The sequence below is a fragment of the Plantibacter auratus genome, from assembly GCF_050587365.1.
Taxonomy (GTDB): Bacteria; Actinomycetota; Actinomycetes; order Actinomycetales; family Microbacteriaceae; genus Plantibacter; species Plantibacter auratus.
In genome coordinates this window covers 1143269-1163694 of the sequence record NZ_JBOBFV010000002.1, presented here as the reverse complement: position 1 = coordinate 1163694, position 20426 = coordinate 1143269, and the positions used below count along the sequence as shown (strand labels likewise).

General features: G+C 69.2%; 18 protein-coding genes. 9 read left to right on the top strand and 9 right to left on the bottom strand.

What is annotated here, in order from left to right:
• Nucleotides 1-78 precede the first annotated feature (78 nt).
• Nucleotides 79-552 (top strand): GNAT family N-acetyltransferase, encoded by a 474-nt coding sequence (locus ACQ3HE_RS12660; RefSeq protein ID WP_430893034.1) that lies wholly within the window; start codon nt 79-81, stop codon nt 550-552.
• Between the two features lie 141 nt (nt 553-693).
• On the top strand, nt 694-1203 hold the full coding sequence (locus ACQ3HE_RS12655) for a hypothetical protein (protein WP_430893033.1): 510 nt from the start codon (nt 694-696) through the stop codon (nt 1201-1203).
• On the opposite strand, the gene ACQ3HE_RS12650 is transcribed toward ACQ3HE_RS12655, so the two are convergent.
• Nucleotides 1158-1562 (bottom strand): VOC family protein, encoded by a 405-nt coding sequence (locus tag ACQ3HE_RS12650; RefSeq protein ID WP_430893032.1) that lies wholly within the window; start codon nt 1560-1562, stop codon nt 1158-1160. The genes ACQ3HE_RS12655 and ACQ3HE_RS12650 overlap by 46 nt on opposite strands.
• 53 nt (nt 1563-1615) lie before the next feature.
• On the bottom strand, nt 1616-2104 hold the full coding sequence (locus ACQ3HE_RS12645) for a MarR family winged helix-turn-helix transcriptional regulator (protein WP_430893031.1): 489 nt from the start codon (nt 2102-2104) through the stop codon (nt 1616-1618).
• A 96-nt stretch (nt 2105-2200) separates the two neighbouring features.
• Between ACQ3HE_RS12645 and ACQ3HE_RS12640 the strand changes: the two genes are divergently transcribed.
• Nucleotides 2201-2992, top strand: a complete 792-nt coding sequence (locus ACQ3HE_RS12640; protein ID WP_430893030.1) for an SDR family NAD(P)-dependent oxidoreductase — start codon at nt 2201-2203, stop codon at nt 2990-2992.
• A 66-nt stretch (nt 2993-3058) separates the two neighbouring features.
• Here the strand turns inward: ACQ3HE_RS12640 and ACQ3HE_RS12635 are convergent, their stop codons facing one another.
• Entirely contained in the window at nt 3059-3949 is an 891-nt protein-coding gene (locus tag ACQ3HE_RS12635; protein ID WP_079704219.1) for a MurR/RpiR family transcriptional regulator, read from the bottom strand.
• Nucleotides 3950-4151: 202 nt separating this feature from the next.
• Between ACQ3HE_RS12635 and ACQ3HE_RS12630 the strand changes: the two genes are divergently transcribed.
• The 5 genes from ACQ3HE_RS12630 to ACQ3HE_RS12610 all read left to right on the top strand — a co-directional run bounded on the left by ACQ3HE_RS12630 (nt 4152) and on the right by ACQ3HE_RS12610 (nt 11373).
• Entirely contained in the window at nt 4152-5477 is a 1326-nt protein-coding gene (locus ACQ3HE_RS12630) for an MFS transporter (protein WP_430893029.1), read from the top strand.
• Nucleotides 5474-6637, top strand: coding sequence for an anhydro-N-acetylmuramic acid kinase (locus ACQ3HE_RS12625; protein ID WP_430893028.1), 1164 nt, complete (start codon nt 5474-5476; stop codon nt 6635-6637). Before ACQ3HE_RS12630 ends, ACQ3HE_RS12625 begins: the two co-directional genes overlap by 4 nt.
• An 87-nt stretch (nt 6638-6724) precedes the next feature.
• A complete protein-coding gene (murQ, locus tag ACQ3HE_RS12620) occupies nt 6725-7621 on the top strand; it encodes an N-acetylmuramic acid 6-phosphate etherase (protein WP_430893026.1) in 897 nt (298 codons plus the stop codon).
• Nucleotides 7622-7640: 19 nt separating this feature from the next.
• Nucleotides 7641-8426, top strand: coding sequence for a glucosamine-6-phosphate deaminase (nagB, locus tag ACQ3HE_RS12615; protein ID WP_430893024.1), 786 nt, complete (start codon nt 7641-7643; stop codon nt 8424-8426).
• Between the two features lie 118 nt (nt 8427-8544).
• The gene (locus ACQ3HE_RS12610; RefSeq protein WP_430893022.1) at nt 8545-11373 is read left to right on the top strand and encodes an FAD-binding and (Fe-S)-binding domain-containing protein; all 2829 of its coding nucleotides are present in this window, start codon (nt 8545-8547) and stop codon (nt 11371-11373) included.
• A 105-nt stretch (nt 11374-11478) separates the two neighbouring features.
• On the opposite strand, the gene ACQ3HE_RS12605 is transcribed toward ACQ3HE_RS12610, so the two are convergent.
• The 4 genes from ACQ3HE_RS12605 to ACQ3HE_RS12590 all read right to left on the bottom strand — a co-directional run bounded on the left by ACQ3HE_RS12605 (nt 11479) and on the right by ACQ3HE_RS12590 (nt 17486).
• The gene (locus ACQ3HE_RS12605; RefSeq protein ID WP_411557214.1) at nt 11479-12030 is read right to left on the bottom strand and encodes a TetR/AcrR family transcriptional regulator; all 552 of its coding nucleotides are present in this window, start codon (nt 12028-12030) and stop codon (nt 11479-11481) included.
• A gap of 87 nt (nt 12031-12117) precedes the next feature.
• A complete protein-coding gene (locus ACQ3HE_RS12600) occupies nt 12118-12546 on the bottom strand; it encodes a hypothetical protein (protein ID WP_192003930.1) in 429 nt (142 codons plus the stop codon).
• A gap of 106 nt (nt 12547-12652) precedes the next feature.
• A complete protein-coding gene (locus ACQ3HE_RS12595) occupies nt 12653-15763 on the bottom strand; it encodes a DUF7507 domain-containing protein (protein WP_430893020.1) in 3111 nt (1036 codons plus the stop codon).
• Nucleotides 15764-15953: 190 nt separating this feature from the next.
• Complete coding sequence (locus tag ACQ3HE_RS12590) at nt 15954-17486, bottom strand: LuxR C-terminal-related transcriptional regulator (RefSeq protein WP_192003932.1); 1533 nt, start codon at nt 17484-17486, stop codon at nt 15954-15956.
• Between the two features lie 161 nt (nt 17487-17647).
• Here ACQ3HE_RS12590 and ACQ3HE_RS12585 point away from each other — a divergent pair, with 161 nt between their 5' ends.
• The gene (locus ACQ3HE_RS12585) at nt 17648-18502 is read left to right on the top strand and encodes a helix-turn-helix domain-containing protein (RefSeq protein ID WP_192003933.1); all 855 of its coding nucleotides are present in this window, start codon (nt 17648-17650) and stop codon (nt 18500-18502) included.
• A 502-nt stretch (nt 18503-19004) separates the two neighbouring features.
• Here ACQ3HE_RS12585 and ACQ3HE_RS12580 read toward each other — a convergent pair.
• Nucleotides 19005-19556 (bottom strand): hypothetical protein, encoded by a 552-nt coding sequence (locus ACQ3HE_RS12580; protein ID WP_430893018.1) that lies wholly within the window; start codon nt 19554-19556, stop codon nt 19005-19007.
• Nucleotides 19557-19606: 50 nt separating this feature from the next.
• Nucleotides 19607-20347, bottom strand: a complete 741-nt coding sequence (locus ACQ3HE_RS12575; protein WP_124767743.1) for a hypothetical protein — start codon at nt 20345-20347, stop codon at nt 19607-19609.
• Nucleotides 20348-20426 lie beyond the last annotated feature (79 nt).

The window sequence follows — 20426 nt, the reverse complement described above, 5'->3', positions numbered from 1 at the left end:
GCGCTCTGGGCGGCGGCGTCAGACCGGCCGATACCGCATGGCGATCATGCGTGTCTGGCCCCTGCCAGACTGGCGTCGATGATCATCCGCACCGAACGAACCACCCTCGAACCGATCTCCCCGGCGCTCGCGCGACGCATCGTCGAACGCGATGAGCGCGACGGTGACGCCTGGCACCCGGAGTACCCCTTCGCCGACGAGCTCGGCCCGCTCCGTGGCCTCGCGGAATCGACCGACGGCGACCCGATCTTCACGATGTACCTCATCCGTGATGCCGACGGGTCGGCCGTCGGTGGCTTCGGCTTCTTCGGTCCGCCCGACAGCGATGGCCGCGTCGAGTTCGGCTACGGTCTCGTTCCCGCTGCTCGCGGGGTCGGACTCGCGACGGAAGCGGTCGCCGGCGCACTGTCGTTCGCCGCAGCGCATGGCGCAGAACGGGCGGCCGCGGAGACCGACGTCACCAACCTCGCATCCCAGCGGGTCCTCCTGAAGGCGGGACTCGCCGAGACCGGACGCACGGCCACGACGGTGTCGTTCGCGCGCGAACTCTGACAGGAGATGCCAGCCATGGTCGGGGCCCGATGCCCCCTCGCCCGCGCGCGACGTGAGGAGACCGTCTGGGTTCCGGGGAACGATGTATGGATCCCGTGAGGACTGGTACTCGGGCAGAATGCGAGGCGTAGACCGGAGGTCATGACCCTCACGACGATCCTGCCTTCACTCCGCCGCAGCATCCCGGACCCGTTCCTCCCCGACCGCTGGCCGGCACACACCCACCTCAGCACTACGGACGTGATCGTCGACGACGTTCCGATGCTGCGCCTGGTCGAGCAGTGCGGAACCCCGTGCGTCCACTCGGCGGCAGCGGTGATCCCCGGCACAGGCGGATGCCCCTCGCCCGTCGAGCAAACCTCCGTGGTCGTCATGCGCGTCGTCGCTGCGGCGTTCGGCGAGGGCGGTCATCACCTCACCCTCGACGCCTGTCTCGCAGACGTCGAGCCGTGCTGGTCGGAACTCCGACTGATCGGGCGAGCGTCGACGACGCACACAGTGTCGTTCCACCTCGACAGCGCGGCAGGAACCGAGCAGCGCGTGCTGCTCCCCCGCGACCTCGCGCCCGGCGACCTGCTCGCCGCGCCGTGTCGCGGGGAGGTCACTCAGGCGGTCGGCTCGGCGTCGGGCTTCATCCAGAACGGCGAGTAGTGGTACCCGTCGGGGTCGTCGAACTGGCGCTGGTACATGAACGGGTAGTCGTCGGTGTCGCCGATCCGTCCACCCGAGGCGCCGGCCCGCTCGACGAGCTCGTCGACCGCCTCGCGACTGCCGAGGTCGAAGGAGACCGTCACCTTCGAGGGCGTGTCCGGTCCGCCGATCAGCTCCTCGGTGCCGCCGACGCTCGCGTACATCTCTCGGCTCCCGAGCATGACGTATTGCCCGGGAGCGATCTCGAAACAGGAGACCTGGTCAGAGGACATCGCCGCGTTGCGGGTCCAGCCGAGGGCGTCGTAGAAGGCGGTCGCGCGTTCGACGCTCTCGACCGGACACGTGATGAAGAGGCTCATGCGGTCAAGCTACGCCCGGCGTGAGCGCGCCCACAAGGACGTCTTTCCGAGGTTCACTCGGACGGCGCCCACGGCACGGTCGGATCGATCGTCGTCGCGATCCTCGCGCTGATCTCGGCCAGTTGCCGCACCTGCGCCTCCGTGAGCGAGCCGAAGACGAGCTCCTCGACGAGGGCGTGGTGCGCCGGCGTGGACCGGGCGACGTGCGCGTGGCCGTCGTCCGTGAGGACGGCGAGGGTGAACCGACCATCGGTGGGGTCGACCTCGCGTCGCACCCAGCCCTGCTTCTCGAGTCGCGAGACCGCGCGGGAGAGCCGCGAGAGCGTGCTGCTCGCGTACGAGGCGAGCGTGCTCATCCGGAGTGTGCGGTCCGGGGCGGTGTCGAGCGCGAAGAGCAGCCCGTGCTCGTAGTGGCTCAGCCCGCTGTCTCGCTGCAGCTGGGCGTCGAGTGCCGCGGGAAGCCGCTCCACCAAGGTGGCGACTGAGGCCCAGGCCGCGAGCCGCTCGCCGCTGAGGCCAGGATGTTCGGCGGATTCGGTCATGAAGCAAGCCTATTCAACTTGCTTGAGCAAGTGAACCGACCTAGAGTGACTTGCCTGAGCAAGTGAGGCGGCGTATCGCCAACAGAGGGAGACGACATGGACCTACAACTCCGCGGCAAGACGGCCTTCATCAGCGGATCGACCGGCGGCATCGGTGCCGCCGTCGCGCGGAGGCTCGCCGCCGAAGGCGCACACGTCATCGTGAACGGGCGCTCCGAGCAGGCGGTGCAGGATACGGTCGCCGAGCTTCGGCGCACGCACCCCGATGCCGGCCACGACGGGATCGTCGCGGATTTCGCCGATCCCGCCTCCGTCGAGCGACTGCTCGGTGACCTCGGCGCCGTGGACATCCTCGTGAACAACGTGGGCCAGTTCGGTCTCGCGCAGTTCGAGTCCATCTCGGACGACGACTGGTCCAACGTCCTCGAGGTCAACCTGATGAGCGGCGTTCGACTGTCCCGGCACGCCCTGCCAGGCATGTTGGATCGTGGCTGGGGGCGCATCCTCTTCATCAGCAGCGAGTCCGGCGTGAACATCCCCGCCGACATGATCCACTACGGCGTCACGAAGGCGGCGATGGTCGCCCTCGGCAACGGACTCGCGAAGCTGACCCGCGGCACCGCCGTGACGGTCAACACGATCCTCGGCGGCCCGACCTACTCGGACGGCGTCGCCACGACGATCGAGTCGATCGCCGCCGACCAGGCCGCGCCGGTCGACGCCGTGAAGGCCTCGATCATCGGTCGCAACACCACCACGCTGCTTGAACGCTTCATCGAGCCCGAGGAGATCGCCTCGCTGGCGGCCTACCTCGCGAGCCCACTGGCGTCGGCGACGAACGGTGCGGCCCTCCGCGCGGACGGCGGAGTGCTGACCGGGATGCTCTAGCCAGGCCGGTCGCGATGGCAACCCTCGCGGTCGACGCCCTGCTGTGCAGAGGGCCCGGCACCGGCATCACTCGGAGGAGCGACGCTCCCGGACCGCGTCGAAGGTCCGCTGCAGCGCACCGATGGACGCTTCAGCGTCGACCTGGGCGACACCGATGAAGAGACAGTCGACGACCATCAGCTGTGCGATCCGACTGCCGAGCGCCCCAGACCGGAACGCCGTCTCCCGCGCGGACGTCTGGAGGACGATGTCCGCGCTGGTCGCCAGGGTCGACTCCGCGTGGTTGGTGATCGCGATGGTCGTCGCCCCGGAGCGGGCCGCGAGCCGGAGGTAGTCGACGGTGTCAGCGGTCGCGCCGGAGTGCGAGATCGCGACGGCGACCGCCTGCTCGTCGAGGATCGCAGCGGCGGTCCAGGCGGCATGAGGGTCTGGCCATTCGAGCGCCACGCGCCCGATCCGCGAGAGCTTCCGCTGCAGGTCGACGGCGACGATGGAGCTCGCTCCGACACCGAAGATGTCGACCCGGCGAGCGCCGGCGACCGCGGCGACCGCACGCGTGAGGGCTGCCGTGTCGAGCGCCTGTGCGGTGTCGGCGATCGAGAGGGATTCGTTCGCGGCGACCTTCGCGACGATGTCGTCGAGGCTGTCTCCGGCGACGATGTCGGGCGACTGCACGTTCGTCCCGGCGAGCGCGAGCCGCTCGCGGAGGTTCTCCTCGGTCAGGTCGTGGCGGAAGTCCTTGAAGCGGTCATAGCCGATCTTGCGCGTGAAGCGCACGACCGTCGTCGTCGACGTCGAGGCCTCCTCGGCGATCTCGGCGACCGATCGCGTTGCGAAGGCACCCGGGTCGGCGAGCAGCGATTCGGCGATCCGCCGCTCGGAGGGACGGAGTTCGTCGAGACGGGCGCGCACCTCGGTGGACACCGCCCGTGATGTCCGGTGGACGTCGGCTCCCATCGGTGCTCCTCTCGACCGTCATCACTGTACCGTCGGCACCCGCGGTCAGTATGTATGGAAATTACCATCCATGATCGAATTGTGTATGTTTGTTGCACCGACTCGCGACCAGTGCCCTCCTCAGGTGCGGACTGGCCGACACGTGTAGCGGAGTACCGCGGGTGCTGCCGGCATGCACGATCCAGGAACCAAGGGAGGTCCCGTGACCAGCTCCACACCACGCAGCGACGTGATCAGCAGCACCGCCCGACGCCGGGCCATCGTCGCCGGCAGCGTCGGCAACTTCATCGAGTGGTACGAGTTCGGGATCTACGGGTTCCTCGCCACGATCCTCGCCGCACAGTTCTTCAGTGACGGCCAGCAGACCGGTATCGAGTCGCTCATCGCGACCTACGCGTCCTTCGCGATCGCCTTCTTCTTCCGCCCGGTCGGGGCGGCGCTCTTCGGCCGGATCGGCGATCGGATCGGCCGCAAGCCGACCCTCATCCTCGTCCTGGTCATGATGTCCGGGGCGACCGCACTCATCGGTATCCTCCCGACGTACGCCTCCATCGGCATCGCGGCGCCCATCCTGCTCACGATCGTGCGCATCCTGCAGGGTCTCTCCGCCGGCGGTGAGTTCGGTGGCGCCGTCTCGGTCATGACCGAGTTCGCACCGGCCGGGAAGCGCGGCTTCTACGGATCGTGGCAGTCGTTCACGGTCGCGCTCGGACTCCTCGGCGGCGCCGGTACCGTCGCGCTGCTGGCATCCCTGCTGTCCGAAGCCGATCTGGCGGCGTGGGGCTGGCGGATCGCCTTCCTGCTCGCCATCCCCCTCGGCGCGGTCGCCCTGTTCCTCCGCCTGAAGCTCGAGGAGACCCCGGAGTTCCAGAAGGTCGCCGCCGCCGACACCACCGACGTCGCCAAGCCGGTGGTCGTGCGGGCGGGCGCCGCCGAGACCGCCAAGGCGATCCTCCTGGGGATCGGTCGCCTGATGGGCTGGTCCGCCGCCGGGTACACCTTCCTCGTCGTCATGCCCTCCTACCTCCAGAGCAGCCTCAACGCCTCGTTCCAGGAAGCACTGATCTCCACGGTCCTCGCGAACGCCGGCTTCGCCGCGACGATCCTCCCGGCCGGCTGGCTGTCGGACAAGATCGGTCGGCGTTGGGTGATGCTCACCGGCACCGGGCTCATCGTGATCCTGGCGCTGCCCCTGCTCAACGTGCTGCAGAACCCGGACCTCGGCGTCGGAGTCCACGGCCTCGCCGTGTTCGTCGCCGGAGCGGTCGTCGGCCTGATCGCGGGCCCGGGCCCCGCCATGCTCGCCGAGATGTTCCCCACCTCCGTGCGGTACACCGGCCTCGGACTGTCCTACTCGATCTCGAACGCCGTCTTCTCGGGCAGCGCCGGCCTCATCATCACGTCGCTGATCGCCTCCACCGGCAACGTCGACGTCCCGGCGTACTACGTGATGGCGACCTGCCTGGTGAGCGCGATCGCCATCGGCACGCTCCGCGGGAACGCCCACCGGGCGGAGCTGCGCAAGTGAGCCGCCCGATGCGCGTCATCGGCCTCATGTCCGGCACCTCGCACGATGCGATCGACGCCGCCGCAGCCGAGATCAGCGTGGACGGCGACACCCTCGTCGTCCGCCCGCTCGGGATGCTCACCGCCGGGTACGACCCGGAACTGCGAGCCGCGATCACCGCAGCCCTGCCACCGGCGACCACCAGTGTCGACGACATCTGTCGGTTGGACACGCGGATCGGGCAGGCCTTCGCCGATCTCGCGGTGCGAGCGGTCGCGGAGCTCTGCGACGGTGACGCCGACCTGATCGTCTCCCACGGCCAGACGATGTACCACTGGGTCGAGGACGGCCGGGTCGAGGGCACGCTGCAGCTCGGCCAGCCGGCCTGGATCGCCGAGCGCACCGGCTGCACCGTCGTCGCCGACCTGCGTTCGCGTGACGTCGCAGCCGGCGGGCAGGGTGCTCCGCTGGTCAGCATGATCGACGCGCTCTGGCTGGGTGGCGAGACCGCAGCGGCAGTCAACCTCGGCGGCATCGCCAACGCCACCATCGTGCGGCCCGGCCAGGACCCGATCGCCTTCGACAGCGGACCGGCGAACGCACTCATCGATGCCGTCGTCGCCGAGCACACCGGCGGCGCCCGGCAGTTCGACGCCGACGGCGAGCTCGCCGCGCGTGGCACCGTCGACGAGGAGACGCTCGACCTCCTCCTGCGCGAGCCGTACTACCAGCGCCCCGCCCCGAAGTCGACGGGCAAGGAACTGTTCCACCTCGACTACCTCCGCAAGCAGCTCGCCGGCCGTCCGACGCTTCCGATCGAGGACCTCGTCGCGACCCTGACCGAATTGACCGCACGGACCGTCGCCGACGCCGTACGTGGGGTGGAGCGCGTCATCCTCGCCGGTGGTGGGGTGCGCAATCCCCAGCTCGTCGCGCGCATCCGGGCCGCACTCCCCGAGGCCGACGTCGTCAGCAGCGACGAAGCGGGCCTCCCGTCCGATGCGAAGGAGGCGCTCGCCTTCGCGGTCCTCGGCTTCCTGACGGTGAACGGCCAGGCGGGATCCCTCCCCTCGGCCACCGGCGCCTCGCACGGCAGCGTCCTCGGCGCGATCGTCCCGGGGCACTCGCTCCCCGCGCGGACGCTCGACGGGCCGCCTCGCTCGCTGCGGTTCGAAGCATGACCGTCGACAGCCCCACGGATCACTACGACGGCGCCAGCCCGTCCGACCCAGAACGGAGGGCCGTTCGTGCCTGAAGCATCGAGTACCTTGGCAGCGCTCTCCACCGAGGGACGCAACCCGCGCACGGTCGACCTCGACACGCTGGACACGCTCCGGCTGCTCGAGGTGATCAATGACGAGGACCGACTCGTCGCCGACGCCGTCCGAGCGGAACTGCCGAGCATCGCGCGCGCCGTGGAACGCATCACGGAGGCTCGTCGGCGGGGTGGACGACTGATCTACCTCGGTGCGGGGACGAGCGGTCGGATCGGACTGCTCGACGCGGTCGAGTGCCCGCCGACCTTCGGTACCGATCCCTCCGAAGTCCTGGGGCTCATCGCCGGGGGCGAGCACGCCTTCGTCGTCGCCGTCGAGGGTGCTGAGGACGACATCGAGCTCGGCGCCTCGGAACTCATCGCGGCCGACCTCCGCCCCACGGACGTCGTCGTCGGTCTCGCGGCCAGTGGTCGCACCCCGTACGTCATCGGCGGCCTGCGCTACGCACGCCACCTGGGCGCTGGGACGATCGCCGTGTCCTGCAACCGGAACGCCAGGATCAGCGCCGAGGCGGACATCGCCATCGAGGTGATGACCGGCCCCGAGGCGCTCACCGGTTCGACCCGTCTGAAGGCCGGCACCGCACAGAAGCTCGTGTGCAACATGCTGTCCACCGCGTCCATGGTGCGCTCGGGCAAGGTCTTCTCCAATCTGATGGTCGACGTGAAGCCGACGAACGAGAAGCTCGTCGACCGCGCGCAGCGGATCGTCGCGGACGCCACCGGGGTCGAACGGTCGATCGCCGACGACGCCCTGGAGCAGGCCGGCGCCCACGCCAAGACCGCGGTCGTCATGCTCCTCGCCGACGTGGACGCAGCGACGGCCGCCCGGCTGCTGGAATCGCACGTGGGCGACGTCCGCTCGGCCGTGGCTGCGGCGAGCGCCTGAGCAGGAACGAGAGGACACCGTGGAGATCATCATCCTTCCCGACGCCGCCGAGGTCGGTCGCGTCGCCGGCGCGAAGATCGCGTCGATCGTCGCCGGGCGGCCCCAGGCCGTCATCGGGCTCGCGACCGGGTCCAGCCCGCAGGGCATCTACACGGAACTGGCCCGTCGCGTGCAGGCGGGCTCGCTGTCGTTCGCCGAAGCGCGCGGCTTCGCGCTGGACGAGTACGTGGGCATCCCCGCCGACCACCCCGAGTCGTACGCCAGCGTGATCGCGCGCGAGGTCGTCGCCCCGCTCGGCTTCGACCCCTCGCGCGTCCGTGTCCCGGACGGTCGCGCCGCAGACCTCGCGGCCGCCGCGAAGGAGTACGACCGGGCCATCGCGGAGGCCGGCGGCATCGACGTGCAGATCCTCGGCATCGGGTCGAACGGGCACATCGGGTTCAACGAGCCCACGTCGTCGTTCGCGTCACGCACGCGCATCAAGACCCTGGCGCCGAAGACCCGCCAGGACAACGCCCGCTTCTTCGACTCGCCCGACCAGGTACCGACCCACTGCATGACGCAGGGACTCGGGACCATCCTCGAGGCGCGCGAGCTCGTGTTAGTCGCCCAGGGTGCGGGGAAGGCCGACGCCGTCGCGGCCGCCGTCGAAGGACCGCTCAGCGCGTTCGTCCCCGGGTCGGCGCTCCAGCTGCACGAGCACGCGACCGTCATCGTCGACGAGGCAGCGGCATCAGGGCTGCGGTTGTCGGACTACTATCGCTACACCTACGACAACCGGCCGGACTGGCAACGCTTCGAGTGAATCGGCCGGGTGATGGCCGACGACGCCCCATCCTCTGAGGCGTCCGGCCACCGCAGCCGCAACCCAGCACCCCACTCCCCTGCACCCCGCTGACGCCCGCATTCGAGAAGGAAGCCTCGTGGCACACCCGACCACCGTCCCATCCCTCATCACCGAAGCCATCGGCGAAGCCGTGGGCGACCCCTCCCGGATCCGCACCCGGGCGATCGACCTGGCCGCGTACGCCGGGGATGCATCGCACTACCTGCTGACGCCCGAGGCGGTCGTCATCGCGGAGAGCGCCGCCGAGGTCGCATCGATCCTCCGGGCGGCGACGCGGTCCGCCGCGCCCGTCACGTTCCGGTCGGGCGGCACCAGCCTGTCCGGTCAGGCCTCCGGTTCCGGCATCATCGTCGACACCAGGCAGCGGTTCAAGTCCATCGAGGTGCTCGACGACGGCAAGCGTGTCCGAGTACAGCCGGGGGCGACGGTTGCGCAGGTCAACGCGCGACTCACGCGACTCGGCTACCGCCTCGGCCCGGATCCGGCGAGCGAGGTGGCGTGCACGATCGGCGGCGTCATCGCGAACAACTCCAGCGGCATGGCCTGCGGGATCGACGAGAACACCTACCGGACGCTGGAGTCGATGGTGTTCGTCCTCCCGTCCGGCACCACGATCGACACGGCCGACCCGACGGCCGACCGACGGCTCCACGAAGCGGAACCGGAACTCGCCGAGGGTATCGAGCGCCTGCAGCGCCGCGTGCGATCGGACCCGGCGTCGGTCGCGTCCATCGAGCGCCAGTTCTCCCTGAAGAACACCATGGGGTACGGGATCAACGCGTTCCTCGACTTCGAGTCGCCCGTGGACGTCCTGCAGCACCTCATCATCGGCTCGGAGGGCACGCTGGCATTCGTCGCCGAGGCGACCTTCCGCACCGTCCCCGTCCTCCCGCTGGTGTCGACGGCGCTGGCCGTGTTCCCCTCCCTCGACGCGGCGACGCGCGCGCTGCCCGAGCTGGTCGCGTCCGGAGCCGCGACGCTCGAGCTCATGGACGCCACGTCCCTGACGGTCGGGCAGCGTCTCCCCAGCAGCCCGGCGGAGATCCAGGGCTTCACGCCGCAGGATCACGCGGCACTCCTCGTCGAGTACCGCTCCGAGGACGCCGTCGAACTCAGGGACCGCGCGACGGCGGGCGGTGTGCTCCTGAACGGTCTGGACGTGCACGCGCCGGTGGTGTTCTCGAGCGATGCATCCCAGCGGTCGCGCGCCTGGGCACTCCGGAAGGGCCTCTACGCCTCGGTCGCGGGAGCGCGTCCCTCCGGCACCACGGCCCTCCTCGAGGACATCGTCGTGCCGACCGCCGCCCTCGCAGACACCTGCGCGAGCCTGCAGGAGCTCTTCGTGCAGCACGCCTATCGCGACTCGGTCATCTTCGGCCACGCGAAGGACGGCAACATCCACTTCATGCTGACCGACCGGTTCGAGGGCGACGCCGCACTCGGCCGGTTCAACGGCTTCACGGAACAGATGGTCGACCTCGTCCTCGACGCGGGCGGCAACCTGAAGGCCGAGCACGGCACGGGTCGCGCCATGGCGCCGTACGTCCGCCGGCAGTACGGCGACGAACTGTACGGGGTGATGCTCGAGCTGAAGCGGTTGGTCGACCCGGCCGGGGTGATGAACCCCGGCGTGCTGATCGACGAGGATCCCCAGGCGCACCTCCAGGGGATCAAGCTCCAGCCGACGGTCGAGGAGGAGGTCGATCGCTGCGTGGAGTGCGGGTACTGCGAACCCGTCTGCCCGAGTCGCGACCTGACGCTGACCCCGCGGCAGCGCATCGTCGTCCGCCGCGCCGAGGAGTCCGCTCGCGCTCGCGGGGACATCGCCCTCGCGGAGGAGCTCGCGGACGACTACGACTACGCCGGCGTGCAGACCTGCGCCGTCGACGGGATGTGTCAGACGGCGTGCCCGGTCCAGATCAACACGGGCGCGCTGGTCAAGCGCATCCGGCGCACGGAGGCGGCTCCGGTCGCCGCCGCGGGCTGGAAGGCTGCTGCCACCGGTTGGGGGCCGGTCACGAGGATCGGTTCGGTCGCGCTCTCCGGCGCGAAGCTTTTGCCGGCCCCGGTGGTCGGTGCGGTGACGGACGTCGCGCGTGCCGTGCTCGGCGCGGACACCGTGCCGAAGTACTCGGGCGATCTGCCGGGCGGCGGACGGTCGCGGAAGGCCCTCGGCCGGACGGTGGGTGCCGGTGACGGTCCGACCGTCGGCATCTACGTCCCGGCGTGCGTGAACAGCATGTTCGGCGCGGTGGACGGCGGGGACGGCGTCATGGGCGCTTTCACCCGACTGCTCGAGCGGGCGGGCCTGAGCATGATGGTCCCCGACGGCGTGGAGTCGATCTGTTGCGGCACCCCGTGGTCGTCGAAGGGGTTCGCGTCCGGTGCTGCGGTGAACGAGCAACGCACGGTCGAACGCATCCGAGCGGCCGTGGCCGACAGTGGGCTCGTGGTCGTCAGCGACGCGTCGAGCTGCACCGAGGGCTTCGCGAAGCTCCTCAGCGAGAGCGGCGTGGTCGTCGAGGACGCGGTGGCCTTCGCCGCCCGGGAGATCTTGCCCCGGGTCGACGTGTCAGCGCAGATCGAGCAACTCGTCCTGCACCCGACCTGCTCCTCACGACAGATGGGCCTCGACCCGGATCTCGTGCTGATCGGCGAAGCCGTGGCCGAGCGCGTGCACGTCCCGGACGACTGGGGCTGCTGCGCCTTCGCGGGCGACCGCGGCATGCTGCACCCCGAGCTGACGGCGTCCGCGACGAAGGCCGAGGCCACCGAGGTCGCCGCCCTGGGTGCCGACGCGCACGCGTCCTGCAACCGTACCTGCGAGCTCGGGATGACCCGCGCCACGGGCGAGGACTACCGCCACGTGCTCGAGCTGCTCGACGCCGCGTCGGCCCCCCGCTGATCCCCGCATTGGGTCGTCTGCCGTTGGACCGGCGTGTCACGATCCCGCCTGGCGTCGCTGACGCGAATGCAGTGTCACTATGTGGCCGATCGCGCCACCTGGCCGTCATCGGAGGAGCGGCTCCCGGGCTGACGCGAGCACCGCCATGATGTCGTCTCGGTCGAGGCGTCGTCGGGAGGCGGCCAGCTTGTACCGGATCACTTCCGCGGAGGCACCGGCGATGGCCGACGCACGGTCGGCCGCCATGCCGGGGTCAGCGGAGCAGGCTCGGACGGCGAGGTGCGACGCGAGGGTATGGAAGAGCGCGCCTGCGGCAGCGGGGTCGGGGAGGGCCGTGCGGTAGATCCGTTGGTACTCGTTGACGTGTTGGATCGTCGCCTCGAGCAACTGCTCGAACGGTGGCTGATCCTGAGTCATCAGCGCGGTGTCCATCGTGCGCTCGAAGGCGTTCGCCAAGGCTGCGCAGAGCAGTGTCGTGGGGCTGGGGGCGTGGTGGTAGAAGGTCGTCCGATTGATCTCCGCGCTGAGGACGACCTCGCGGACCGACACCTCGGTCGACGGTTTGCTCGAGGTGAGCTCAAGGATGGCGTCGGCGAGTCGTGCGCTGGTACGCCAGAAGCGGAGATGGGTTCGGGTGGTCGTGTCGGGTACACGCAAGGCGGACGTTCTTTCGGATAGGGGCGTCCTCTGAGGGGCCGCCGCGGGAGGACACGAATCGTCGTGGTGCTCGAATGAGCGGTGCGGTCAGGAGGCTGACGGGATCACCGTCCGGTCGGGCGTCGCCGTCCTGGTCTCATGAAGCGCCCGGACGAGGTCCTCCGCCGGGTACCCGATCGTGCCGCCGGCATCGGTGGACAACGCCGGAAGCAGGCCGGTGTCCGCCCAGTGTCGGATCTCCGTCGACGGAATCCGTGCGAGCAGCGCGAAATGTTCGGGCGCGATGATCCCACCCGGCGTGGCACGGGATCTGACCGAACCTTCGACGGTTCCGGTGAGCGCCGCGATGACCGCAGGGGCGGTTCCAGCCGCGATCAGGGCGCCGATCACATACCGGGTCGTCCGGAAGGCGGATCGCCGTTGGTGCCCAATGGCCGCTTGCTCGGCGTCGATCGCGGTCTGCAGGAGGACGGTGAACTCGACGGGCAGCTCGTCGAGCGTTGACAGAGAGGGCATTGCCGAGCTCCGATGAGGTCGTCGAGCGCAGAACGCTCAGGGTGAACGGCTCGCGGGTGGGTGGGATCGATCTGATCCCACCCACCCGCGAGGTCATGCCGCGGTGTTACTGGTCAGTGCTGACCATGCGTCGTCGGATGACGAGCGCCCCACCGAGGAGCAGCAGAACGGCTGCACCGAGGCCCAGCGGCAGCACGTTCGCACCGGTGGATGCGAGTGCGGGGCCGGGGGTCACGACCTTGACCGTGGACGGGTCGGAGGTGAACGGGTCGCCGCCCGGCGTGACACCGGTGCCGAACGCGGTGTTGCTGATCGACCCGGCGTTCAAGTCGGCCTGCGTCACCTGGTAGGTGGCGGTGCAGATGATCTGCAGCCCCGGCGCGAGCGACGTGGCGCCGCTCGGGCAGGTGATCGCCGACAGGGTGCCGGTACCGGTGAAGGTGCCCTCGGTGACCTTGACGTTCGTCAGGGTCACGTTGCCGGTGTTGGTCACCTGGAACGAGTAGGTGATGACCTGCCCGACCGTGGTGGCCTTCTCGACGTTCGCGGTCTTGATGACCGAGAGGCCGGGGATCGGCGGTGACGGGACCGTCACCTCGGACGGCGGCGACACCGGCGGGGTTCCACCATTCGGCGGGGTGCCGGTCGCGGTCGCCGAGTTCGTGATCGTGCCGGCGTCGACGTCGGCCTGCAGCACCGTGTATGTGGCGGTGCAGGTGATCTGCGCGCCCGAGTCCAGCACAGCCGGCACGGCGGGGCAGACGACCTCTGACAGCTCGCCGGCACCGGTGAACTCACCCTCGTCGACGGTGATGTCCGACAGCGAGACGTTGCCCGTGTTGGTCACGAGGAACGAGTACGTGATGACCTGGCCGACCACGTAGTCACCCTGTGCAGCCTCATCGGCGGTCTTCACGACCGTGATGGAGGGTGCCGGCGGGATCTCTACGGTGACCTCGGACGGCGGGGACTGCGGCGGGGTGCCGCCCCCGGGCGGCGTGCCGGTAGCGGTCGCGGAGTTCGTGACCTCACCGGCGTTGACGTCCGCCTGCGTCAGCGTGTAGCTGGCGGTGCAGGTGACCGACGCCGCAGGTGCGAGCGACCCGGCTGTCGGCGGGCAGACCACATCGGAGAGCTCGCCGGTTCCGGAGAACTCACCCTCGTCGACCGTGACGTTCGACAACGTGACGTTGCCGGTGTTGGTCACGAGGAACGAGTACGTGATGACCTGGCCGACCGTGCCGGCGGTCGCCGGGTTCGCTGACTTCTCCACCGTGATGGCGGGTGCCGGCGGGATCTCGACGGTCGTGTCGGACGGCGGGGACACCGGCGGGGTGCCGCCGTTCGGCGGGGTGCCCGTCGCGGTCGCCGAGTTCGTGATCGAACCCGCATCCGCGTCGGCCTGGGTCACCGTGTACGTGGCCTCACAGGTGACGGTCGCCTGCGGGGCCAGCGAGCCGGCGGCCGGCGGGCAGACCACGTCGGACAGTTCGCCGGTTCCCGAGAACTCACCCTCGATCACGGAGACGTCGGACAGCGTGACGTTGCCGGTGTTGGTGACGAGGAACGAGTACGTGACCGTCTCGCCCGCGTTCGCGACCGTCGCCGGGTTCGCGGACTTCACGACCGTGATGGCCGGGGCCGGGTCATCAGCGGGGATCGTGACCTCGGAGGGCGGCGACACCGGAGGGGTCCCGCGCGGCGGGGTTCCGGTCGCGGTCGCGGAGTTCGTGACCGAACCCGCATCGACGTCCGCCTGGGTCACCGTGTAGGTGGCCGTGCAGGTGATCGACGCCTGCTTCGCGAGCGAGGCCGCGCCTGCCGGGCAGGTGATCTCAGAGAGCTCACCGGAGCCGGAGAAGTCGACATCGTCGACCTCGACATCCGTGAGCGCCACGTTACCGGTGTTGGTGACGAGGAACGAGTACGTGACTTCCTGGCCGGCGGTGAACGTCTCACCGGAGCCGAGCGACGCCGACTTCACGACCGAGATCGCGGGAGCCTGGTCGACGAACTCCACCGTGGTGTCCGCCGGTGGGTTCAGGCCGACGCTGGTGATGTTGTCCGGACCGTTCGTGAACGTGCCGGCCTCGGGCGAGGTGACGTTGACGGTGACCGTGCAGGACGCCAGACCGGCCGTCAGGCTGCCGGTGACGTCGATCGAGGTGCCACCGACAGGAGCGGTGACGACGCCGGACGGGCACGTCGTCGACGCAGCGCCGTCGGCGATGGTCAGGCCGGCCGGAAGTGCATCGGTGAAGGACCAGCCGTTCTTGGCGGCCAACTCGTCTGTGTTGGTGATCGTGAGCGTCAACGTGGACGTCTCACCGGCGACGACGGATGCCGGACTGAACGACTTGTCCAGCTGCGGCGTCACGTCGAGGATCCGGATGTTGTCGAACGCGGCATCGTTTCCGCCGCCGGAACCGTTCGCGTTCTGCATCCGGATGCCGAGGGACGCGCCGTCGAACAGCACGGACCCGTCGGAAGTGTAGGTTCCGACGTTGACCGACCGGGCGCCCAGGGGTCCAACTGCAGGCACCGCGGCCGTAGCAGTGGACGTGCAGGCGTTGAGCAGACCGCCAACATTCGTCGCGGTACCAGCCTCGTTCAGGAACGCGAACTGATACTGGGGGGCCGAGACCTGACAGTTGACGGCTGCGGTGTCAACACTGAAGGTGAGGAACCGGCCGCTGGAGCTCGCGAGTGGAATGTTGCCTACCGTTTGGAACTCGGTTGCGTTGGTACCGGGATTGTTCTCGGTGTACGCGGCGACAACGTCGTTGGCCGCGGGGGTCGCAGCACCGCCGTGTACGCCGAGGGCATAGGCGAGCTGGCGCAGCTGTGCCGAGTTGTTCTCAGAGGTGCAGTTCCCGAGCGCCGTGAATGGAATGTTGAAATTGACGATGGATCCGTTGCATGCCGTCAGCCATGCGGGGTCTGCGGTGTACTGCTGCCCGCCGACTCCGGTGTATGCGGCGAGGCCCTGAGGTGCTGTTCCCGGACCGTTCTCGAAATCTTCAGCGAAGACGACGGTGCTCCCCTGCGGGGTTCCCGGGGTGCCCGGTGCGGCCTGGGCTGCGGAGCCTGCGCCCAGGATCGACAGCGCGGCGAGCGCCGTCACGCCGATCGTGCCGAGCAGGGTGCGTCCCGCGGAACGTTCACCGCTCCACGCGCGCCACCTCCCCCGGTGGTGTTGCGGTGTTCGTACGGACATGCAGATGCCTCCCCTTGGCCACAGCCGCGCCCCCTCTGGACGCGAACGAAGATCGCCACGTGAGCCGGCAGGTCGATGCAATCCGTCACGTGTCGGTACCCAGTGAACTGCCAGGTATGCGCACGGAGACCGGAATCTTCCGGAATCCACCCCGAAATGCACCCCGGGGTGACGGACCGAACCGCGAGGGTTAACCGAGCCTCCGCGCTGCCCGAAGTGCCTGGTCCCGGTTCTCGACGTTGAGCTTGCGGTAGAGGCGTCCGAGGTGGCTCTTGGCGGTGTTGTGGGAGATGAAGAGCACGCCCGCGAGTTCCTTCACGGAGGTGTGGTCGGCGAGCAGCTCGAGGATCTGCCGCTCGCGCGGGGTCAGGTTGACCGGTTCGCGAACGAACGGCGCGAACGGCAGATCCGGGAGCTCCAGGTGCCCGAGCACGGATGATCTGATATCGGGGTCGGCATCGATGGCGGCATCATGTGCTCCGGTCAGTTCCAGGCGCCGCGTCGCTCGGGTGATCGCGGTGCGCTCGTCTGCCGCCGACATCAGGTGCGCGAGGTTCGCTCGCAGGACTTCCCATCGCGCCGGGGCCTGCGTCGTTCGAAGCGGAGGACTCATGGCCGTGTCGAGCAGGTTGAGGGCGCCGCCGGAGTCGTCGACGAGAATGAGCTGCCGAGCGAGCGTGCTCACGGCAGCCGGGTGGGGAGCGCCGGTGTTGAGCGGACCGAGGATCAGCCCGGCCCGGTCGAAGTGCCCTTCAGCCTGGTGGAGGTCGGCGAGATCCGCGCGCAAGATCACCCCGGCGAGCGAGGTGGGGCTCGTCAGCGACGGGAAGGCGTGCAGCTCCGCCTCGATCTCCCGGATGGCGGACGGACGATCGCCCCAATACAGGGCGACACGACTGCGAGCATGGACGCCGACCCACCACAACTCGCCGCCTTCCACGCCGACTTCGAGTTCGCCGACGGCACGTCGCGCCTCGCTGCGGTCAACGGCTCCGATCGCGATGAGGGCGTCCGCGAGCTTCGCAGCCGATGCCAGCCGGAACGCCATGGTTCCGGGACCACCGGCGTGCATCTCCGCGCTCCGTTCGCGCCAGGTGCGAGCGTGCACGTAGTCGCCGGCAAGCGCATGGGCGAGTGAGCAGTACGCTGCCGCGAACGGCGCGAACGGGTGCGGGGAGGCGATCGAGCTCCACCGCCACGCCTCGGAGAACGAGCTGATCGCCTGGTTGGCGTGGCCGGCGAGGAGTCGAACCAGGCCGAGTCGGATGAAGACGCTCGGGAGCACATCGTCGAACCCGTCGTGATCGTCGGCATGCCGGATGATGTCCTGGATCTCGTCGGCGACGGCGGATGCAAGGCCGAATCGCCCGGAGGCGAGATGCCTCCGGGTCTCCGCGATCTTCACCCCCAGTACATCCCGAGTCGCCGGGGGCTCCTGCTCCTCGACCCACGCAGCGAAGGCTCGTATCGCGGGGAGGTCGATCACCGGGAACGGTTTGCGCTCGGCGGCGCTGATCGCGGCGGCCATCAGGTAGCGAGGGTGAGCCTCGAGCCATGCTGCGGGTGCCTCGGCCCACACGCGTTCGACGGCCTCCGGCGCGGACAGCGACAGTGCGAAGAAGTAGTCGTCGAACAGTGCCCCGATCGCGTCCCACTGATTCGCGACGCGTGCCGCATCGACGGTATCAAGGAGGTCGGGGAGCCTGCGCTGCCAGTCATCCACGCGGGAGACCCTATCCAGAAAACGAAGCGCGGTCCCCCGTCGCGGTCGCTCAGCTGCAGATTTCGCGGATTCTGTCCACGATCGCGCAGAAAATGGCCGGTACATTTGGTCGACCGGTTTCAACGACGCGGACAGCGGATTCGGACGGAGGTGCCCCCAGCATGACCATGGGCGCGCAAGCGGCGGAACGGTGCGATGACTTCGGGTGGCAGCCTCGCGGAACCGTCGACCCCGGCCTCGTCGCCGAGACGATGGCACACCCGAAGTTCGGACTCGGGCGGGCCTGGTCCAACTCCGCCGGCTACCGGCTGGCCCCCGCCCCGAAGCTCACCTACCTCGTCTACACCGTCGAAGGCGGCTTCGACTTCACCGTCGACGGCACGACGGTGCGCGCTGATCCGGGGTCGATGGTCCTGTTCGACGGCGAGGCCCCGGTCACGGCGCGCACCACCGAAGGAACCGCCCGGTTCGTCTGGTACTTCGAGCCGACGCTGCTTCACGCCGGCCGATCGCGGTTCGCGTTCCACGAACCCCTCAGGGTCGAGAACGCGCCACTCCGCGCCCTCGCCGCGATGACGCATTCCACGCTCGATGCCCCCGCACCGGGCAGCGCACATGCACGACGTCATCTCGGTATCGCGATGGAGCATCTCGTCTCCGCCGCCCTCGAGGAGGCGGGCGGTGCCGCCATCGGCTCGGACTCGCGGCACCGTGACGGTCTCTTCATGGCAGCCCAACGCTCGATCGAGACGCACTTCCGAGACCCCGCCTTCACCGTCGCACGCCTCGCGACCGACCTGTCGGTCAGCGTCCGGACGCTTCACGAGACGTTCAGACACCTCGGCACCACCCCGCGCCGCGAGATCGAACGTCGCCGCGTCTCCGAGATCGACCGCATCACGGACGGCCGGATGAACGCCACAGACCTCGCCGCCGCCGCCGGCTTCTCCTCCGCCAGACAACTCCAGCGCGCTCTCCGACGATCGGCTCCCAGCCCGGAGACCTTCGAACGCTGAAGCATGCCGCCTGGGTGCGGATGTGGCCGAGACGCGTCATGGATCGAGGGAGGTGCAGTCTCCTCAGGTAGGAGGCGAGCAGTCGAAAGCAGCCCGGCTGACACATGCTCGAACAGGATGATCAGTGCACTGTTGGTTCTCGCGGCGGTGTCGGCCTGCGTCGGCGTACTCATGATGGTGACCGCCCCGCCTCGCACGTGGCGGCATGTCCCAGTAGCCACTCGGCACCATGCTCAGACTCCCCCTCAGACGCCCGAACGGTGAACCAGCCCGAGCGAGCCTCGTTCGACCGTTCTTTCACGGTGAAGCGATCCGGGCGATTCCAGCCAACGCGCTGGTGATCCCGATCCCGACTGGCTACGCACCGTGGCATCTGCAGCGACATCGCGCCGGCTCGTCGAGGAGCTGGTCCCAGGCGGATCGTTCGCGCATGGCGTGTCTCCCGAGACGGCAGTCATGGGAGAGGAGCGGCTTCGGCCGCATAGCGCGCCTCAAGGGACGCTCATTCGGTGCCGTCGCCGGTTGATGCGAGGACATGCTCCGCGTACCCGCCACAGCCGGCGTCCTCCCAGTTGTAGCTTTCGCCCGCGAGCCGCGTGCCGACGTACGCCTTCCACTCCGGCGTGCCGACTGCGGGGAGATCGATGGAGTTGCTGCGGCGTTGATCCTCCGTCCGCTCCCACGGGAGGGAGAAGGTGAAGTCCAGGCCGAGTTCCGCCATGCATTGCGCCGCGATGAAGTTCCGGGTGACGAGCAGTTCCTGCACCGCACGTTGCTGGGGCGTGAGCGTGCTCGGGTAGGTCACGAGCTTCGGGTCGGTGTCCGCGTCGTAGACCGGCGTTCCGAAGGTGTTGCGCCGGCGGCCGTCCGCAGTCGTGATCGTGGGATCCGGGTTCAGGTACGCGGAGACATCGACGCCACGGTCCTCGAGCGGGACGAATTCGAACGTGCTGACGGTGCGCTGTTCGGCCGCGTGCGCGGTCTGGACGACCGCCGCCGCCCCGGTGCCAGCGAACACGCCGACACCGAGGGCGGCCACTAGGAGCGCTGTCATGGTTCGCGCTCGGCTCCGCGGGACCAGACGTGCAGCTCCTGGCGTCCCCATCAGTGTTCGAACCCTGCAGCAGCGTCGGCGGCGGTGACGCAGGCGCGCTCCCAGGTCCCCTGCTCCGACTCCGGGTAGCTGGAGTCGTACGCGTATGCGTCGATGATCCACTGGTGGGTCTCTTCCGGCGACAGACCGTCGGGCATACCGGCCGGCCGCTCGGCGTCAGCGAAGGGCGCGGTCTGCAGGGTCATGTCGACTTCACCGACGAACTCGTGGCCGCGGTCGGCCATGCAGGAGCGCATCGCGTCGATGTGGCGCTGGTACTGCGCCGCGAACGCCAGCGCGGTAGCTCGTTCCTCCGCGGTCGGGACGTACGCTGCCTCGGCCGCCGCGGACGCCGCGTCCCGCTGGACCCAGCACGGTTCCGCCGCGGCGTACCATGCCTCCTGGTCGACCTCGCTCAGCCCCGACGGCATCCCGTCGAAGGTGGTTCCGTCGAACGGGAACCCGGCCTCCACCATGCACGACTCCATCGTCAGGAGGCCCACCTGGCGGAACTCCTGCCACTTGTCCTGCAGGAAGAACTCGTCGATGTGAGCGGCATCGGTCGGTGGCGACGTCGGCGTCGGCGTCTCCGGGGAACTCGCCGAGGTCTCCGGAGCATCCGAGGAGTCCGTCGCGGGCCTCATGCTGAGCGCCTGCGCCGCCACGCCACCGAACCCGCCGGCGGCCACCAGCCCGGCCGCGACCAGGATCAAGAACTTCTTGCGAGCCATCATCTCTCCAACTTCGAACATCACGTTTATAGGAAGATAGCCTGCGAACAGGCGGGCCGCAAATTCCCCGTGATGTAGGACGACTGTTGCCCACAGAGAA

Bases quoted from the DNA above. Each gene is read 5' to 3' on its own strand.
- ACQ3HE_RS12595 (WP_430893020.1), bottom strand. From the start codon at position 15,763: ATGTCCGTACGAACACCGCAACACCACCGGGGGAGGTGGCGCGCGTGG.
- ACQ3HE_RS12585 (WP_192003933.1), top strand. From the start codon at position 17,648: ATGACCATGGGCGCGCAAGCGGCGGAACGGTGCGATGACTTCGGGTGG.
- ACQ3HE_RS12635 (WP_079704219.1), bottom strand. From the start codon at position 3,949: ATGGGAGCCGACGTCCACCGGACATCACGGGCGGTGTCCACCGAGGTG.
- ACQ3HE_RS12645 (WP_430893031.1), bottom strand. From the start codon at position 2,104: ATGACCGAATCCGCCGAACATCCTGGCCTCAGCGGCGAGCGGCTCGCG.
- ACQ3HE_RS12575 (WP_124767743.1), bottom strand. From the start codon at position 20,347: ATGTTCGAAGTTGGAGAGATGATGGCTCGCAAGAAGTTCTTGATCCTG.
- ACQ3HE_RS12650 (WP_430893032.1), bottom strand. From the start codon at position 1,562: ATGAGCCTCTTCATCACGTGTCCGGTCGAGAGCGTCGAACGCGCGACC.
- ACQ3HE_RS12660 (WP_430893034.1), top strand. From the start codon at position 79: ATGATCATCCGCACCGAACGAACCACCCTCGAACCGATCTCCCCGGCG.
- ACQ3HE_RS12640 (WP_430893030.1), top strand. From the start codon at position 2,201: ATGGACCTACAACTCCGCGGCAAGACGGCCTTCATCAGCGGATCGACC.
- ACQ3HE_RS12600 (WP_192003930.1), bottom strand. From the start codon at position 12,546: ATGCCCTCTCTGTCAACGCTCGACGAGCTGCCCGTCGAGTTCACCGTC.
- ACQ3HE_RS12580 (WP_430893018.1), bottom strand. From the start codon at position 19,556: ATGACAGCGCTCCTAGTGGCCGCCCTCGGTGTCGGCGTGTTCGCTGGC.
- ACQ3HE_RS12655 (WP_430893033.1), top strand. From the start codon at position 694: ATGACCCTCACGACGATCCTGCCTTCACTCCGCCGCAGCATCCCGGAC.